The following is a 17,201-nucleotide window of genomic DNA, read 5'->3' as shown; positions in this document are numbered from 1 at the left end:
TGGCTGAGGGCGGCGGGGGATGTGGTCATGGCATCAACTCGTTTGAAACAGGGTGTCGAGGGGGCTGGGCAAACCCGCCATTTTAAGGAATGGTCCGTGTCGGTTCGGCGGGGCGCAGGCCGAGCCGGCGGCGGCACCAGGCGGCCAGATCGTCCATGTAGCAGTACACCACCGGCACCACCACCAGCGTCAGCAGCGACGAAGTGATGACGCCGCCGATCACCGCCTGGCCCATGGGCGCGCGCATCTCGGAGCCCTCGGACAGGGCAAAGGCGAGCGGCACCATGCCGAAAATCATGGCCAGCGTGGTCATCAGGATGGGGCGCAGGCGCACTTTGGCCGCCATCAGCAGAGCGTCGTGCCGGTTCATGCCGTCTTCGCGTGCGCGGATGGCAAAGTCCACCAGCAAAATGGCGTTTTTGGTGACCAGGCCCATCAGCATGACCACGCCAATCACCGAAAACATTGACAGCGTCGAGTTGAACAGCATCAGCGCCAGCACCACGCCGATCAGCGTCAGCGGCAAGGACGTCATCAGCGCCAGCGGCTGGAAAAAGCTCTTGAACTGGCTGGCCAGAATCATGTAAATAAAAATCACGGCCAGTGCCAGCGCAGACAGCGCGTAACCAAACGCCTCGGCCATGTCCTTCACCGAACCGCTGAACTTGTAGCTGTAACCGGGCGGCATGGCAATGCTGTCCATCGCTGTCTTGATACCGGCGGAGACTTCGCCGGCCGAACGGCCCGACACGTTGCCGGTGATGGCCACCTCGCGTGTCAGGTCGCGCCGGTTGATCTGGTTGCTGCCGGTGGATTCGACCACTTTGGCAACTTGGTCAAGCCGCACCACGCGGGCGCTGCCGTCCGCTTGTGTGCCCACAGTGAAGGGCAGGGCGTTTAAGTCATCGGCCTGCTTGCGCGACTCGGGTGACAGGCGCACGTTGACGTCATAGGTCTGGTCGTCCGGGGCGCGCCAGTTGCCCACGGTCTGGCCGGCCACCAGCGTGCGCAGGGATGAACCAATTTGCGCCACGTTCAGGCCCAGGTCGGAGGCCACGTCGCGGCGCACCTGCACGTCGAGTGTGGGCTTGTCGGGTTTGAGGGTCGAGTCCACATCGACCAGCCCCGGCACGCTGCGGATTTTGTCCAGCGCCAGCGTGTTCAGCCGTGACAGTTCGCCCATGTCGGCACCCTGGATGGAAAAGGCGATCTGCTTTTGGCCACCCACCGGATCGAGCAGCCCGACATGGGTCACGCTGATGCCCGGCACCTCGCGCAGGCGCTGGCGCAGCACGGTGGACATGTCATCGACACTGCGCGTGCGCTGGTTGCGATCGACCAGCCGGATGTAGATGCTGGCGTACATCTTGCCCTGGGCGTTGCCGGTGTTGATGGTGGTCAGCGTGTAGTTGACCTCGGGGAACGAGCGGATGATGCCTTCCACCTGGCGTGCCCGCGCTTCGGTGACGTCGAGCGATGAGCCCACCGGCGTGTTGAAAGTGAGGTTGGTCTCGGAGAAGTCGGACTTGGGCACGAACTCGGTGCCCAACAACGGCACCATGAAAATGCTGCTGACAAAGATGGCAACGGCCAGCGCCACCGTGCTGAGCTTGTGCGCCAGTGCCCAGCGCAGAATGCCCTGGTAAACATCGACCAGCGCGTCGGTGCCGTGGTCAAACAAGGCAGTGATGCGGCCAATGGTTTTGTCGTACAGCGTGCGCGGGGCGTGGTGCTTGCCGTGCGCCTCGATGCTGGGGTCGTGCCAGATGGAGGACAACATGGGGTCGAGCGTGAAGCTGACAAACATCGAGATCAGCACCGCCGCCACGATGGTCAGACCGAACTCGTGGAAGAACTTGCCGATGATGCCGCCCATGAAGCCAATCGGCAAAAATACCGCCACGATCGACAGGGTGGTGGCCAGCACCGCCAGGCCGATTTCCCGCGTGCCGTCCATCGACGCGTCAAACGCGCCCTTGCCCATTTGCACGTGGCGCACAATGTTTTCGCGCACCACAATGGCGTCATCAATCAGCAGGCCAACGCACAGGCTCAGCGCCATCATGGTGATCATGTTGATGGTGAAGCCGAGCAGGTTCATGAAGAAAAAAGTGCCGATCAGGGCGATCGGCAGCGTCAGGCCGGTGATGACGGTGGAGCGCCACGAGTTCAAGAATAAAAACACGATCAGCACGGTGAGCAGCGCGCCTTCAAACAAGGTCTGCCGCACGTTGGAGACCGAGACCCGGATCTGGCGCGAGCCATCGGTGATCTGCGTCAGCTTGACGCCGGGCGGCAATTGTTTTTGCAGTTCTGCCAGTGTTTTGTTCAGGCCGTCGACCACGGCGATGGTGTTTTCATCCTGCGCCTTTTGCACGTTCAGCAGCAGGGTGCGCTGGCCGTTGTAGAGCGCCAGGCTCTCGACTTCCTGGGCGCCGTCCTTCACCTCGGCCAGTTGCTCAACCCGCACCGGGTCGCCATTTTTGCGCACGACGATGATGCGGCCAAAGTCTTCGGGGCGCTGCACGCGCGCGGCGATCTGGATCACCCGGTCTTGCGCGCTGGAGCGGATGCTGCCCACCGGATAGTCCTGGTTTTCATTGCGCACGGCATTGGCCACCTGCTCGGGTGTGATGCCATAGGTGGCAAGGGCCTGCGGGTTCAGATAAATATTGATCTCGCGCATGCTGGCGCCGACCAGGGCCACCGAGCCCACGCCGCGCACGTTTTCCAGCCGTTTTTTCAGTGTTTGCTCGGCCCAGCTGGTGAGTTCCACCGCGTTGAGTGGTGCGCCTGCGCCGACATCGGGCAACACTGCCACCGACCAGATGGCACGGCTGGCCGGGTCAAAACGCAGCACCCGCGGCTCTTTGACCTCATCACGCAAGGTGGCGCGAATGGCCGCCACTTTTTCACGCACATCGTCAGCGGCTTTGCGGCCATCCATGTGCAGGCCGAATTCGATGACGACGACCGACTGGCTTTCATACGAGCGCGACGTGAGTGCGTTGATGCCGGCAATCGAATTGACGCCTTCCTCGATTTTCTTGGTGACTTCGCTTTCCACAATCTCGGGCGAGGCGCCGGGGTAGTCGGTGCTGATCACCACCACCGGAAAATCCACGTTGGGGAACTGGTCCACCTGCAGGCGCTGCATGGAAAAGAGCCCCAGCACCACCAGGGCCAGCATGACCATGGTGGCAAATACCGGGTTGTTGAGGCTGACGCGGGTGAACCACATTTATTGGGGTCCTTGGGCTGCTGTGTTCACCAGCGTGCCGACACGCAGACTGCCGACCGAGCCGTCTATCAGCAGGCTGCCCTCCGCAACGCCCGTCACGGCCACCATGGCCACGCCCGCCAGGTCACCGCGAACGCCCGGTGTCACATTCACATGTTGCACCTGGTTCTGACTGACCAGTTGCACATAGGGCTGCGGCTTGTCGGTGCGCACGGCGCTCAGGGGCAGGGCCAGGGTTTTGACGACACCCACGCTCAGGCTGCCTTGTGCAAACAGGCCGTGGCGCAAACTGGCATCGGCCGCCAGCGCCAGATAAACCAGCACGGCGCGGCTGCCCACGGCGGCGCTCGGGTTGATGCGGACCACTTTGGCGTGGATGACCTGGTTGGTACCGTCCAGTGTCAGTTGGGCGCTTTGTCCCGTTTTGACCTGCAGCGAATCGGCCGCATTCAGGCTGGCTTCCAGCTCCAGTTGCCGGTTGTCAACGATCTCGACGATGCGCGCGTCCACCGGAACGCGTTCACCCGGCTGCACCAGGCGCTGGGAAATTTGCCCGGCAATGGGAGCCCGCAACACCGTGTCGTCGAGCGCCTTGGCGGCCAGATCCGCCCCCGATTGCGCCGCCTGGTAGCTGGCCTGGGCCGCGTCCAGGCTGGCTTGTGATGAAGCCAGCGCGGTGCTGGAGATAAAGCCTTGCGCCACCAGTGCCTGGTTGTTGTCAAAATTGCGCTGGGCTATGGCCACCTGGGCTTTGGCGGCGGCCGCTTGCTGGCGGGCCTGGCGCAAGCGGGCGTCGGACTCGGTGGGGTCGATGCGGGCCAGTACCTGACCGGCGCGCACGCTGTCGCCTTCGCGTACCGTCAAATCCCGCAGTTCACCGGGCACGCGCGCCTTGACCAGTGCCGTATTAACGGCTTTGATCGGGCCCGAGATCAATACGCTTTGTTGTAGTTCGAGGGGCTTGACCTGCACCAGGTCGTTCGCTGCCAGGGCAACGCTGACTTGCGATTTCTGCGCTGCCTGTTGTGCTTCGAGGGCTGTCTGGCGGGCTTGACGCGCCGACAAGGTGCGCAACGCGCCGGCCACCAGCAAGGCCACAACGAGGCCGGCAAGCGCCCATTTCATCCAGGGTTTCATGGCAGGGGGTGCTCCAGGGAAGGGTTCATGGGGGTCTTGGGCTGACTGAAGCCGTGCATCAGCATGTCGAGTTGGGCCGCCAGATAGTGATGGGGTTCAAGTTGCGCATGTTCGCTGCAACAGGGGCCCAATGAATGCTTCCAAAGCGCCAAAAACAACATGGGGGCCAGCACCAGGTACACCCCGTAAGTGAAGTCCATCGGGCGAAGTTCACCGCGCGCCACACCACGCCGCAAAATGCGCTCAATCAGGGTTTTGCCGGGTTGCATGACTTCCTGTTGGTAGAAACTGGCCAATTCCGGAAAATTTTGCGCCTCGCTCATGATCAGCTTGAGGATGCCGCTGGCCCGGGTGGAACCAAGGCGCTCCCACCAGTTAAACAAACAGTAGCGCAGCATGTCGTGGGTGCTGCCCTCAAAACGTTCAAACTCGTCATTCCATACGGCAAAGCGGCCGGAAATGTTCTCGCGCACCACGGCCTTGAACAGTTCAACCTTGCTTGGAAAATACAAAAACAGCGTGCCTTTGGAAACCCCGGCGCGTTGCGCCACTTCTTCCACGCGGGTGGCAGCAAAACCTTTTTCGACGAATAAATCCAGCGCGGCAGCCAGCAGTTCGCCGGGGCGTGCCTCCTTGCGGCGCGAGCGGCGGGTCTGGCTGTCCGGCAAGGCTGTGTCGGGATGTGCTGGCACTGGCATGAAGTTAATGACTAATGGGTTATTAGTGTAACTTGGGGTCATGCGCTTGTCAATTCAGGCAAAGACCCGGCTGCACCAGGTTTGTCGCTTTGCGGCTAGCATGAACGGGCAGCTTATTCTTCAGCTCGCATTTTTCAAGGGGCAATGCATGGGTCAGACAAATCAAACCATCACACTGGGCGGGGGCTGTTTCTGGTGCACCGAGGCGGTTTATGTGCAGGTGACGGGCGTGCTCGATGTGGAGTCGGGGTATTGCAATGGCCAGACGCAACACCCCACGTATGAGCAGGTATGCAGCGGCAGCACGGGACACAACGAGGTGGTCAAGCTGGTCTACGACCCTGAACAGATCAGCGTGCGTGAGATCCTGGAGATTTTCTTTGTGATTCACGACCCCACCACGCGCAACGCCCAGGGCCATGACCATGGCACGCAGTACCGCAGCGGCATTTATTTCACCACGCCGGAGCAGCAGCAGGAAGCCCTGGCGCTGATCGATGAGCTCACCCGCAGCGGGGTTTACCCGCGTGCCATCGTGACCGAAGTGCTGCCGCAAACCAATTACTGGCCGGCGGAAGCGTACCACCAGGATTTTTTTGAAAACCACCCCGAGCAGGCTTATTGCCTGGCGGTGGCGGCGCCCAAGGTGGCCAAGTTTCGCAAGACCTTTGCGCGCTTGCAGAAATCAGGCCGATAAAATCGACCCATGGCCACCAAAATCCCCAAAATTGTTCCTGTCCAGCCGAATGAAACTGTTGAAAACGACGGTACCGTGGTTCTGGAGCGCCGCACGCAGCGCACCAAACCGCCCCAGATGTACCAGGTAGTGATGCTCAACGACGACTACACCCCGATGGAATTCGTGGTGATGGTGTTGCAGGAGTTCTTTAGCAAAGACCTCGAAACCTCAACCCGGATCATGCTCAAGATCCATCTGGAAGGCAAAGCCGTGTGCGGCGTCTATACCCGTGATGTCGCCGCGACCAAGGTTGATCAGGTGCTGGACGCGGCCAACAAGGCGGGACATCCGCTCAAGTGCTTTTGTGAACCAGTTGCCTAACAAATGATTGAAACCTGACACGCGCACATGAATTAGAAATCAGATTACAGTTGAAACCTGAAACAAAAGCTATCAAAGGAACTTTATGATTGCCCAAGAACTGGAAGTCAGTCTCCACATGGCGTTTGTTGAGGCGCGTCAACAGCGCCACGAATTCATCACCGTGGAACATTTGCTGCTGGCCTTGCTGGACAACCCCAGCGCCGCCGAAGTGTTGCGTGCCTGCTCGGCCAATATCGATGATTTGCGCAAGTCCCTGATCACCTTCATCAAGGACAACACGCCGCAAGTTGCTGGTACCGAAGACGTCGATACCCAGCCCACGCTGGGTTTTCAGCGCGTCATTCAGCGCGCCATCATGCATGTACAGTCCACCGGCAGTGGCAAGAAAGAGGTGACCGGTGCCAACGTGCTGGTGGCCATTTTTGGCGAGAAGGACTCGCATGCGGTCTATTACCTGCACCAGCAGGGCGTGACGCGCCTTGATGTGGTCAATTTCATTGCCCATGGCATCAAGAAGAGCGACCCGCCCGAGCCGGCGCGCTCGGCGGACAATCCGGCCGAGGCCGAGGAAGGCGCCAGCGAGAAGAACGAAAAGTCTTCTCCGTTGGAGCAGTTCACGCAAAACCTCAATCAACTGGCCAAAGAAGGCAAGATTGACCCGCTGATCGGGCGCGAGTATGAGGTCGAGCGCGTTATCCAGATCCTGTGCCGCCGGCGCAAGAACAACCCGCTGCTGGTCGGCGAGGCCGGTGTTGGCAAGACGGCCATCGCCGAGGGCCTGGCCTGGCGCATCACGCAAAAGGATGTCCCCGAGATCCTGGCCGATTCGATTGTTTATTCACTCGACATGGGCGCCCTGCTGGCCGGTACCAAATACCGGGGTGATTTTGAACAACGCCTCAAAGGCGTGTTGAAGGCGCTCAAGGACAAGCCCAATACGGTCCTGTTCATTGACGAGATTCACACCCTGATCGGCGCTGGCGCCGCCTCGGGCGGCACGCTAGATGCCTCCAATCTGCTCAAGCCCGCCCTGAGTTCCGGTGCGCTCAAGTGCATTGGGGCCACCACTTTTACCGAGTACCGCGGTATCTTCGAGAAAGATGCGGCGCTGTCGCGTCGCTTCCAGAAAGTCGATGTGGTCGAGCCCACGGTGGAGCAGACGGTTGAAATTCTCAAGGGCCTCAAGTCGCGTTTTGAGGAGCACCACAATGTCAAGTACGCCGTGGCGGCATTGCAGGCGGCGGCCGAGCTGAGCGCCAAGTACATCAACGACCGGCATTTGCCCGACAAGGCGATCGATGTGATCGACGAGGCCGGTGCCGCCCAGCGCATCCTGCCGCCGTCCAAGCGCAAGAAAATCATCACCAAGGCCGAGGTCGAGGACATCGTGGCCAAGATTGCCCGCATTCCGCCCGCCAACGTGTCCAACGACGACCGCGGCAAGCTCAAGACGTTGGAGCGCGACCTGCGCAACGTGGTGTTTGGCCAGGACAAGGCGCTCGACATGCTGGCCTCGGCCGTCAAGATGTCGCGCTCGGGCCTGGGCAAGGGCGACAAGCCGATCGGCACCTTTTTGTTCAGCGGCCCAACCGGCGTCGGCAAAACCGAGTCGGCCAAGCAATTGGCCTACATCATGGGCATCGAGCTGATTCGTTTTGACATGAGCGAGTACATGGAGCAGCATGCCGTGAGCCGCCTGATTGGTGCACCCCCGGGCTATGTCGGTTTTGACCAGGGTGGCTTGCTGACCGAGGCCATCACCAAGAAGCCGCACTGTGTGCTTTTACTTGATGAAATCGAGAAGGCGCACCCGGCCATTTTTAATGTGCTGTTGCAGGTGATGGACCATGGCACGCTGACCGACAACAACGGGCGCAAGGCCGATTTCCGCAACGTCATCATCGTCATGACCACCAATGCCGGTGCCGAGACCATGAACAAGGCCGCCATCGGCTTTACCAACCCGCGCGAAGCCGGCGATGAGATGGCCGACATCAAGCGCATGTTCACGCCCGAGTTCCGCAACCGGCTCGACGCCATCGTCAGCTTCAAGGCGCTCGATGAAAACGTCATCTTGCGGGTGGTGGACAAGTTCCTGCTGCAGCTTGAAGCCCAGTTGGCCGACAAGAAGGTCGAGGTCACTTTCACCGACAAGTTGCGCAAGCACCTGGCCAAGAAAGGCTTTGATCCGTTGATGGGTGCCCGGCCCATGCAACGCCTGATTCAGGACACCATTCGCCGCGCTCTGGCTGACGAATTGCTGTTTGGCCGGCTGGTCGATGGTGGCCGCTTGACCGTGGAGCTTGACGACACGGACGAAAGCAAAACCGAAGTCCTGCTTGACATCCAGCCTCTGCCAAAAAAAGAGGGTAAATCCAAGCCAGAAGTTCCGGAAGCAGCGACCTCCTGAACCTGATCAAATAAAAAACCCCGTTCAAGGTGCCGTGGCATCCTGAACGGGGTTTTTTATGGTGCGTGGTTGCCAATCAGCCAGACCCTCGCCTGGCCAGGCTTGGCAGGCTTACTCAACGCCCAGCAAATTCGCCAAAGCTGTCGTCTCCATGGCGCCGTTGAAGCTCACAATGTCACCGGTTTTCCTGTGTTTGCCCAGCAAAAACGGCACCGAATCGACACCCAGCTGATTCAGCAACTGGGTGTTGCTGTTGATGGCCTGCTTGAGCTCTTCGGGCACGTCGGCGCTGGCAGCCATGCCGCCGGTGCCAGCCAGCAGTGACTGTTCGTGCGCGGTCATGGTTTCCACCGGATTGACTGCACCCAGCAGGGCGGCACCTTGTGGCAGGCTTTTGGCCGGGTTGAACGAGATCGGAATCCAGACAAATTTCACCTTGCTGAGCAGCGGCAAAGATGCCTGCCACAAGCGACCGCAGTGCGGGCATTGCGGATCAAACAGGACATAGACAGGTTGTGCGCTCATCAGGGCACCAACGGTAAAGCCCTTGCCCTTGGTCGCTACCAGGTCGTAGGAAGATCCGGCATTGGCAACAGGCGCCGCTGAAGCGGTGGCCGCCGCGCTGCCATCCGGCGTTGCGCCGGGACTGGTGGTGTCTGTTTTGGAGCAGCCAGCTACCGTAAGAACAAGCGCTGCGGTGAGAGTGAGGGTGGTGATGTTCATGGTTGTCATTCATTAAGCAGGCCATAGGCCAAGGTCACAAGAACTCAGATTGTCAGGGAAAATTCAATGGATGTCGGAGGGTGTGGCTTAAAGCCGTGGGGTTGGCGTCGTGCCCCCGCCCAGGGTCTTGAACAGTGCAATCTGATTTTGCAAACTGACCAGCCGGGTTTGCACCAGGGCCTGCTGGGCGGCAAACAAACTGCGTTGGGCGTCGAGCCAATCGAGCTGGTTGGCCACGCCGTGTTGCAGGCGCAGTTGCGTCAAGTGGTTGCGGGCAGTTTCTGCTGCGAGCAGGGCTTGCTGGGCCTGCAATTGCTCTGCCAGTGTGGCGCGGCTGGCCAGGGCATCGGCCACCTCGCGAAAAGCACTTTGAATGGCTTTTTCGTACTGGGCGACAGCAATCTCTCGCCCGGTTTTGGCGGCGTTCAGATTGGCCTGGTTGCGACCGGCATCAAAGATCGGCAGCACCAGTTGAGGCGCCAGGGTCCAGCCCCAGGAGCCGTCCTTGAACAGGCCGGAGAGCGCGGAGCTGGCAGAACCGGCACCGGCGGTCAGGCTGATGCGTGGAAAAAAGGCAGCCCGGGCGGCCCCGATATTGGCGTTGCTGGCCATCAGCAATTGCTCGGCCTGGCGAATATCAGGGCGGCGCGCGAGCAGGTCGGAGGGTAGTCCGGCGGGCAGCTCGGCAAACACCAGTTGTTCCATCTTGTGCGGTTTCCACTGTGCCCGATCGGCTTCGCTGATGGCTTGTCCGAGCAGCAAGGCGAGGGCGTTTTCGTCCAGCGCGCGCTGGCGCAACTGCTGGGCCAGCGTGACGCGGGTTGACTCCAGCAGAGTTTGCGCGTTGCGCAGCTCAAAATCGGAGGCCGCCCCATGTTGACGCTTGAGCTCGACCAGCTTGAGGGATTCAGCGCGGGAGTCAAGCGTCTGGCGCGAAACAGCCAGCAACTCTTCGTCAGCCAGCAGGTTCAGCCAGCTCTGTGCCACGGTGGCGATCAGGCTGATCTGTACCGTCTGTGCCGCTTCTGCACTGGCCAGGTACTGACCCAGGGCTTGCTCCTTGAGGCTGGCGACACGACCAAAAAAGTCAAGTTCATAAGCAGTCACCAGCAACCCGGCGTTGTAGTTGCTGTTGATGGCACCGTTGCTGTCGGGGGTGCGTGAGCCCGTGGCGGCAGCGTTCAGGGTGGGCAACTGGTCGGCCCGGCGAATGCCGAGCTGGGCGCGGGCTTGTTCGATGTTGAGCAGCGCCACCCGCAGGTCCCGGTTATTGGCCAGCGCGGTATCAATCAACTGGCGCAGCGCGGGCTGCGTAAAGTAATCCTGCCAGCTCGGCGCCGCGGTATTGGCACTGCCGACGCCGGTTTGCGCGGATTCCGGCCACTGGGCCGCCACTGGCGCGCTGGGCCGCTCATAGGTCGGCATGAGTGAGCAGCCCGCTAAAAAAGTGATGGCTGCCAGTGCCACGGCGCGCGCTGGCGCCGGAAGTGATTTTTTTGGTTTGTTACTCATGCGAATGCACTCCCATGTGCTGGGCTTGCGCCGCATGCACTTGCTGCTGGCGCGCGCTGTCCTTGAACAGGTTGCGCACCACGACAAAAAAGATCGGTACAAACACCACGGCCAGCGCGGTGCCCGTCAGAATGCCGCCAATCACGCCTGTGCCAATGGCGCGCTGGCTGGCGGATCCGGCGCCGCTGGCCAGGGCCAGTGGCAGTACGCCCAGCGTGAAGGCCATGGAGGTCATCACAATCGGGCGAAAGCGAAGGTGGGCGGCTTCGAGGGCCGCTGCGACCACGCTTTTGCCCTGGGCCTGCAGGTCCTTGGCAAACTCGATGATCAGGATGGCGTTTTTGGCCGACAAGCCGATGATGGTGATCAGGCCGACCTGAAAGTAGACGTCGTTGGCGTAGGCGCGCAGCAGCGTGGCCACAATCACGCCCAGCACACCCAGTGGCACCACCAGAATGACGGCCAGCGGAATGGTCCAGCTCTCATACAGGGCCGCCAGGCATAAAAACACCGACAAAATGGCAAAGCCATAGAGGATCATGGCCTGCGCGCCCGCCAGTTTTTCCTCGCGTGAGGTGCCGGTCCACTCAAAGCCGAAGCCGGGCGGCAGTTGGCTGGCTAATTTTTCCATTTCGTTGATCGCGTCACCGGTACTCAGACCGGCTGCGGCACTGCCGCTGATGCGCATGGCCGGGTAGCCGTTGTAGCGCACCGTCTGCATGGCGCCGGTGACCCAGCGCGTGCTGGCAAAGGCTGACAAGGGCACTGTTTGCCCCTTGTTGTTGACCATGTTGAGTTTGAGCAAATCGTCGGGTTGCATGCGCGCGGGTGCGTCGGCTTGCACGATCACGCGTTGCAGTCGGCCGGCGTTGGGAAAGTCGTTGGCATAACTTGAACCCAGCGCCGTGGAGATGGTGGCGTTGATGGCGTCAAAACCCACGCCCAGGGCACTGGCTTTGTCGCGGTCAATGTCCAATTGCAATTGCGGCGCGTCTTCCAGCCCGTCCGGTCGCACCTGGGTCAGTACCTTGCTTTGCGCGGCCATGCCCAGCAACTGGTTGCGCGCACCCAGCAGCGCTTCATGGCCCAGACCGGCACGGTCCTGCAGGCGGAAGCTGAAGCCGCTTGACGCGCCCAGCTCAGGGATCGGCGGCGGACTCAAAGGGAAAATGAACGCATCACGAATGCCTGACAGTGCGCCAAAGGCCCGCCCGGCCAGCGCCTGCGCCGAGCTGCTTTCATCCGGACGCTCGGACCAGTCCTTGAGCGTGACAAACGCCAGCGCAGCGTTTTGCCCCTGGCCGGAGAAGCTGAAACCCAACACGCTCACCATGCTTTTGACTTCAGGCTGCTTGAGCATGAAGCCTTCCACCTGCTGCATCACGTCCAGGGTGCGCCCCTGTGTGGCACCCGGCGGCAGTTGCACATTCACTAGCATCGTGCCCTGGTCTTCATTGGGTAAAAACGAAGCTGGCAGGCGCTGGTACATCAGCGCCGCACCGGCCAGGATGGCCAGGTAAATGACCAGGTAACGGGCTGCACGCGGCAGCAGTTTGGCGACACCGCCTTCATACGCTTTGGCCGTTTTGGCAAAGCCGCGGTTGAACCAGCCAAAAAAACCACGCTTGGCATGGTGGTGGCCCGCCTCAACTGGTTTCAGCAGGGTGGCACATAAAGCCGGGGTAAGTGACAGTGCCAGAAACGCCGAAAACGCAATCGAGACGCCCATCACCGCCGAGAACTGGCGGTAAATATTGCCGATGGAGCCGCTGAAAAACGCCAGCGGCACAAACACCGAGATCAGCACCACGGTGACGCCGATGATGGCGCCAGAGATCTGGCCCATGGCCTTGCGCGTGGCTTCCAGCGGCGCCAGCCCTTCCTCGCTCATGATGCGCTCGACGTTTTCCACCACCACGATCGCGTCGTCGACCACGATGCCGATCACCAGCACCATGGCGAACATGGTTAGCACGTTGATCGAGAAACCCATCGCCAGCAGCGTGGCAAAGGTGCCCAGCAGCGCAATCGGCACCACCAGCGTGGGGATCAGCGTGTAGCGCCAGTCCTGCAAAAACAGGTACATCACCAAAAACACCAGCAGCACGGCTTCCAGCAGCGTGGTGGCTACTTGCGTCAGCGAAGTTTCAATGAACTGTGAGCTGTCGTAGGGAATGTTCCAGGTCACCCCCTTGGGGAAGAATTTTTCGAGCTCGTGCATGCGGGCGCGTACCGCCTTGGCCGTGGCCAGTGCGTTGCCACTGGGTGACAACTGCACGCCAATGCCGGTGGATGGTTTGCCGTTGAGCCGCGCCGAAGTGGCGTAGGACTGGGCGCCGAGTTCGATGCGCGCCACGTCTTTCAAGCGCACGGCAGAGCCGTCGGTGTTGGCGCGCAACATGACATTGCCAAACTGCTCGACGCTGCCGAGCTGGCCATTGACCACCACGGTAGCGGCAATGCCTTGGCCGGCCACGTTGGGCAGGCTGCCAATTTCACCGGCAGACACCTGGGCGTTTTGCGCCCGGATGGCGGCGGTGACTTCGGCGGCAGTCAGGTTCAGGCTCATGAGTTTTGCGGGGTCAATCCAGACGCGCATGGCGCGTTCGGTGCCAAACAATTGCACCTGGCCGACACCCGGCAAACGCTGTATTTCAGGCACGATGGCGCGCGAGGCGTAATCACCCAGCGCGACCGGATTCAAAGCCGGGTCGTCAGACGACAAAATGGCAAACAGCAGGAAGTTGTTGCGCGCCTTGTCCACGCGCACGCCTTGCTGCGTTACCGCAGAGGGCAGACGCGGCGTGGCGCGTGACAGCCGGTTCTGCACGTCCACCTGGGCCAGATCGGCATTGGTGCCGGGCTCGAAACTCAGGGTAATGCTGCCGGTGCCGCTGGCCTGTGCCACGGATTCCATGTAGATCAGGCCGGGCGAGCCGTTCATTTCCTGCTCGACGATCGACAGCACACTTTCTTCCAGTGTTTTCGCGGAAGCACCCGGGTAAGTGGCCGAGATCACGATCGAAGGCGGCGCTACCGGCGGGTACTGGGCAATCGGCAATTGGGTGATGGCCACCGAGCCCAGCACGATGATGAACAGCGCAATGACCCACGCAAAGATGGGCCGGTCAATAAAAAATTTAGCCATGGCAACGGCTCCTTAGCGCGCAGCGCTGGCGGTTGCGCTGGCAGAGGCGGGTGCCATCGCAGCCGATGCCGCACTGGCGGCAACGGGCGCACTGCCAGGGGCCAGCCATGGCACTGGCTTCACCGGGGCATCCCCGCGCAGTTTCTGGAAACCATCAACCATCACCTGGTCACCGCTTTGCAGTCCATCCAGAATGACCCACTGACCGTTTTGTTGCGCACCCACCTTGACCGGGCGCGGTGCCACTTTGCCGTCGGGGGCAACCACCATGACCGAATCACCCTGCGCGGAACGCGTCACCGCCTGCTGGGGCAGGGTGATGGCGCTGCTCACTTGCGCCTGCTCCAGGCGGACACGCACAAACAGGCCTGGCAGCAGGGCGCCGGTCGGGTTGGGCACTTCAGCGCGCAGGGTGATCTGGCCGCTGGTGCTGTCGACCGTCAGGTCTGAAAACAGCAACTTGCCGGATTTGGCATATTCGCTGCCGTCTTCCAGCAGCACACGCACGCTGGCCGCCTGGCTGCCGGCGCGCTTGAGCTGGCCAGCTTCCATGGCCTTGCGAAGGCGCATGACTTCGGCGGCGGATTGGGTGAAGTTGATGTACATCGGGTCTGTCTGCTGAATCACGGCCATGGGTGTGGCCTCGCCTTGGCCGACCAAGGCACCTTCGGTGACAAGGGCGCGGCCAATGCGGCCACTGATCGGCGCCGTGATGGCCGCGTAGCCCAGGTTGATGCGCGCCGTTTGCACCGTAGCACGGGCCACGGCGACGTCTGCTTCAGCCAGTTTCTGCGCGGCCTGGGCATTGACAAATTCCTGCTGGCTGATGGCCTTGGCTTCGATCAGCGGTTTGAAGCGCTCGGCTTGTGCCGAGGCTTGCATCAGGTTGGCTTCGGCTTTGGCCACCGAGGCCTGGGCACTGGCCAAAGTGGCTTGGTAGGGGCTGGCGTCTATCTGAAACAGTGCCTGACCGGCGCGCACCTGGCTGCCCTCGACAAACAGGCGCTTTTGCACAATACCGGCTGCGCGTGCGCGTACCTGTGCCACGCGCGAGGCCTCCAGCCGCCCTGGCAGTTCGGTGACCAAACCCACATCGGTCAGATTCACTGTGATCACGCCCACTTCGGCCGGTGGTGGCATGCCACCCGGCGCGCCGGGGCCGGCTGCGGGCGTACTGCTCTGGCCACAGGCTGCCAGCAACAGGGTCAAGCCCAATGCGGTGCTTGTCCAGATGCGCTGGTGTGATGGGGGTCGGCTGGGGTATGGGCGAGCAAGGTGCGTGCGGTTGTGCAACATGGTGGGATTCCTGGAAAAATGAACGCTCAGGACAAGGCAAAAGCAGGGTGGAATAGCGGGCTTGATTTTTTCAGAATTATACATACAATCATGTATGTAAGTTAATAACCCTGCCAAGAAAATACACCCATGGTCCGCCGTACCAAAGAAGACGCCGAAGAAACCCGTCACCAGTTGCTGGAAGCGGCGCAGCGCGTTTTTGTTGAAAAAGGGGTGTCGCGCACCTCGTTGCAAGACATTGCACAAGCTGCTGGCGTGACACGGGGGGCAATTTACTGGCACTTTAAAAACAAGGCCGAGTTGTTCAATGCCATGATGGACAGCGCCGTCCTGCCCATGGAGCAAGCCATGCAGCAGATTGGCCATGATGCGGGGCAAGATCCACTTGCCGAACTGGAGCGCGCCATGTTGTGGACCATGCACAGCATCGAATCGGATGCGCGCACCCGCGCCATTTTTGAAGTGGCCACCTTGAAAGTGGAATACGTTGACGAGCTGCTGGCCGTCAAACAACGGCACGTCAAGTGCTATTTGGACGGCACCCAGCAGATGCAGCGCAGTTTGCAGGACGCTGCCGCCCGGCGCACGGTGGCGCTGGCCGTGCCGGCCGCCGTGGCAGCGCATGGCCTGCATGCGCTGATGGTCGGCCTGATTCATACCTGGATGCTGGATCCCTCTGCGTTCAAGTTGGTGGCGGTGTCCCAAACGGCCATTCGCACCTATCTGGCCGGCCTGGGTTTGAAATTGTGATCCCCTAAACTTGCCAACTATGGCAAAAGATTACTGTGTGTTGGGAATTGAGTCCTCGTGTGACGAAACCGGCGTGGCGCTGGTGCGTGTGCAGGGTCAGGACTTGCCGGTGTTGTTGGCGCATGCGCTTTACAGCCAGATCGAGATGCATCAGGCCTATGGGGGCGTGGTGCCCGAGCTGGCCAGCCGCGACCATATTCGCCGTGTCCTGCCGCTGACCCAGGAGGTGTTGCAGGCCTCCGGTAAAACCTTGCAGGACGTGGACGTGGTGGCTTTTACCCGTGGCCCGGGCTTGGCCGGTGCGCTGCTGGTGGGGGCGGGCGTGGCCTGCGCCCTGGGTGCCTCGCTGGCGAAACCGGTGTTGGGCGTGCACCATCTGGAAGGGCATTTGCTGTCGCCGTTTTTGAGTGTCGATCCGCCCGAGTTTCCGTTTGTGGCTTTGCTGGTGTCGGGTGGACACACCCAATTGATGCAGGTGGATGGGGTGGGGCGCTACCAGATTCTGGGTGAAACCATTGATGACGCCGCCGGCGAGGCGTTTGACAAGTCGGCCAAGTTGCTGGGCCTGGGCTACCCTGGTGGCCCGGCGTTGTCGAGACTGGCAGAAATGGGTGATCCTGTTGCGTTCAAGCTGCCGCGTCCGCTGCTGCACAGTGACAATCTGGATTTTTCTTTTGCCGGGTTGAAGACGGCAGTGATGGTGCAGGCCAAAAAGCTGGCATCGGCGCAGGGTTGTGCCGTCGAGGGGCTGCATGGTCAGGTTCTGGCCGATTTGGCCGCTTCCACCCAAGCTGCGATTGTGGAGGTGCTGGTCAAAAAATCACTGGCTGCGCTCAAGGCAACCGGTTTGCGGCGGCTGGTGGTGGCCGGTGGTGTCGGCGCGAATCACAGCTTGCGTGAACAGCTCAATCTGGCGTGCGCCAGGCGCGGTGTGCGTGTGCATTACCCGGAGTTGCACTTGTGCACTGACAACGGCGCCATGATCGCCATGGCAGCCGCCATGCGACTGCAGTCCGGGATTCAATTGGCCAGCGAGGTCTATGCGTTTGATGTCAAGCCGCGCTGGCCACTCGACGAAATCATGGCCTGACGGCGCATTACACTGCGCAGCGTTCTGACCGAACCAGCCGCCTGCCTCCAGTCTGGCGAGTGACACGGCTGTCATTGAGAAATTTTTTTGATGTTAAAAATAATGCGACGAGCCGTGTTGGGGCTCGCTTTGT

The 17,201-nt window shown here is 61.0% G+C and carries 12 protein-coding genes; 5 read left to right on the top strand and 7 right to left on the bottom strand.

The genetic code is table 11. The features are described from left to right. Nucleotides 1-82: 82 nt before the first annotated feature. Genes NDI87_RS10670 through NDI87_RS10660 form a run of 3 tightly spaced genes read right to left on the bottom strand, consistent with a single transcriptional unit; the run spans nucleotide 83 to nucleotide 5,076 of the window. Complete coding sequence (locus tag NDI87_RS10670) at nucleotides 83-3,241, bottom strand: efflux RND transporter permease subunit (RefSeq protein ID WP_296275194.1); 3,159 nt, start codon at nucleotides 3,239-3,241, stop codon at nucleotides 83-85. After that, nucleotides 3,242-4,378, bottom strand: coding sequence for an efflux RND transporter periplasmic adaptor subunit (locus NDI87_RS10665; protein ID WP_296275193.1), 1,137 nt, complete (start codon nucleotides 4,376-4,378; stop codon nucleotides 3,242-3,244). Then, nucleotides 4,375-5,076, bottom strand: a complete 702-nt coding sequence (locus NDI87_RS10660; protein ID WP_296275192.1) for a TetR/AcrR family transcriptional regulator — start codon at nucleotides 5,074-5,076, stop codon at nucleotides 4,375-4,377. The genes NDI87_RS10665 and NDI87_RS10660 overlap by 4 nt, the downstream gene beginning before the upstream one ends. A gap of 148 nt (nucleotides 5,077-5,224) precedes the next feature. On the opposite strand from NDI87_RS10660, the gene msrA reads away from it, so the two are divergent. The 3 genes from msrA (at nucleotide 5,225) to clpA (ending at nucleotide 8,549) form a co-directional block, all read left to right on the top strand. Next, nucleotides 5,225-5,773, top strand: a complete 549-nt coding sequence (gene msrA, locus NDI87_RS10655; protein WP_296275191.1) for a peptide-methionine (S)-S-oxide reductase MsrA — start codon at nucleotides 5,225-5,227, stop codon at nucleotides 5,771-5,773. Between the two features lie 9 nt (nucleotides 5,774-5,782). Then, nucleotides 5,783-6,136: an ATP-dependent Clp protease adapter ClpS gene (clpS, locus tag NDI87_RS10650; RefSeq protein WP_296275190.1), complete on the top strand. Its 354-nt coding sequence runs from the start codon at nucleotides 5,783-5,785 to the stop codon at nucleotides 6,134-6,136. Nucleotides 6,137-6,221: 85 nt separating this feature from the next. Then, nucleotides 6,222-8,549, top strand: coding sequence for an ATP-dependent Clp protease ATP-binding subunit ClpA (clpA, locus tag NDI87_RS10645; protein ID WP_296275189.1), 2,328 nt, complete (start codon nucleotides 6,222-6,224; stop codon nucleotides 8,547-8,549). 111 nt (nucleotides 8,550-8,660) lie between these two features. Here clpA and NDI87_RS10640 read toward each other — a convergent pair whose 3' ends face one another. From NDI87_RS10640 to NDI87_RS10625, 4 genes are all read right to left on the bottom strand, one after another. Then, nucleotides 8,661-9,272 carry a DsbC family protein gene (locus tag NDI87_RS10640; RefSeq protein WP_296275188.1) on the bottom strand — a complete coding sequence of 204 codons (612 nt, stop codon included), beginning with the start codon at nucleotides 9,270-9,272 and terminating at the stop codon, nucleotides 8,661-8,663. 87 nt (nucleotides 9,273-9,359) lie between these two features. Beyond that, nucleotides 9,360-10,784 (bottom strand): efflux transporter outer membrane subunit, encoded by a 1,425-nt coding sequence (locus NDI87_RS10635; protein WP_296275187.1) that lies wholly within the window; start codon nucleotides 10,782-10,784, stop codon nucleotides 9,360-9,362. Further along, complete coding sequence (locus tag NDI87_RS10630; RefSeq protein ID WP_296275186.1) at nucleotides 10,777-13,932, bottom strand: efflux RND transporter permease subunit; 3,156 nt, start codon at nucleotides 13,930-13,932, stop codon at nucleotides 10,777-10,779. The genes NDI87_RS10635 and NDI87_RS10630 overlap by 8 nt, the downstream gene beginning before the upstream one ends. Nucleotides 13,933-13,944: 12 nt before the next feature. Then, nucleotides 13,945-15,228, bottom strand: coding sequence for an efflux RND transporter periplasmic adaptor subunit (locus tag NDI87_RS10625; RefSeq protein WP_296275185.1), 1,284 nt, complete (start codon nucleotides 15,226-15,228; stop codon nucleotides 13,945-13,947). Nucleotides 15,229-15,357: 129 nt separating this feature from the next. On the opposite strand from NDI87_RS10625, the gene NDI87_RS10620 reads away from it, so the two are divergent. After that, entirely contained in the window at nucleotides 15,358-15,978 is a 621-nt protein-coding gene (locus NDI87_RS10620; RefSeq protein WP_296275184.1) for a TetR family transcriptional regulator, read from the top strand. A gap of 19 nt (nucleotides 15,979-15,997) precedes the next feature. Then, a complete protein-coding gene (gene tsaD, locus NDI87_RS10615) occupies nucleotides 15,998-17,068 on the top strand; it encodes a tRNA (adenosine(37)-N6)-threonylcarbamoyltransferase complex transferase subunit TsaD (protein ID WP_296275183.1) in 1,071 nt (356 codons plus the stop codon). Nucleotides 17,069-17,201 lie beyond the last annotated feature (133 nt).

This window comes from Rhodoferax sp., from assembly GCF_023701345.1.
Lineage (GTDB): Bacteria > Pseudomonadota > Gammaproteobacteria > Burkholderiales > Burkholderiaceae_C > Rhodoferax.
This window is presented reverse-complemented; position numbering and strand designations above follow the sequence as displayed.

Coding starts and splice junctions, on each gene's coding strand:
- NDI87_RS10630 (WP_296275186.1), bottom strand. CDS start 13,932: ATGGCTAAATTTTTTATTGACCGGCCCATCTTTGCGTGGGTCATTGCG.
- NDI87_RS10660 (WP_296275192.1), bottom strand. CDS start 5,076: ATGCCAGTGCCAGCACATCCCGACACAGCCTTGCCGGACAGCCAGACC.
- NDI87_RS10635 (WP_296275187.1), bottom strand. CDS start 10,784: ATGAGTAACAAACCAAAAAAATCACTTCCGGCGCCAGCGCGCGCCGTG.
- NDI87_RS10670 (WP_296275194.1), bottom strand. CDS start 3,241: ATGTGGTTCACCCGCGTCAGCCTCAACAACCCGGTATTTGCCACCATG.
- NDI87_RS10620 (WP_296275184.1), top strand. CDS start 15,358: ATGGTCCGCCGTACCAAAGAAGACGCCGAAGAAACCCGTCACCAGTTG.
- NDI87_RS10625 (WP_296275185.1), bottom strand. CDS start 15,228: ATGTTGCACAACCGCACGCACCTTGCTCGCCCATACCCCAGCCGACCC.
- clpA (WP_296275189.1), top strand. CDS start 6,222: ATGATTGCCCAAGAACTGGAAGTCAGTCTCCACATGGCGTTTGTTGAG.
- NDI87_RS10640 (WP_296275188.1), bottom strand. CDS start 9,272: ATGAACATCACCACCCTCACTCTCACCGCAGCGCTTGTTCTTACGGTA.
- clpS (WP_296275190.1), top strand. CDS start 5,783: ATGGCCACCAAAATCCCCAAAATTGTTCCTGTCCAGCCGAATGAAACT.
- msrA (WP_296275191.1), top strand. CDS start 5,225: ATGGGTCAGACAAATCAAACCATCACACTGGGCGGGGGCTGTTTCTGG.
- tsaD (WP_296275183.1), top strand. CDS start 15,998: ATGGCAAAAGATTACTGTGTGTTGGGAATTGAGTCCTCGTGTGACGAA.
- NDI87_RS10665 (WP_296275193.1), bottom strand. CDS start 4,378: ATGAAACCCTGGATGAAATGGGCGCTTGCCGGCCTCGTTGTGGCCTTG.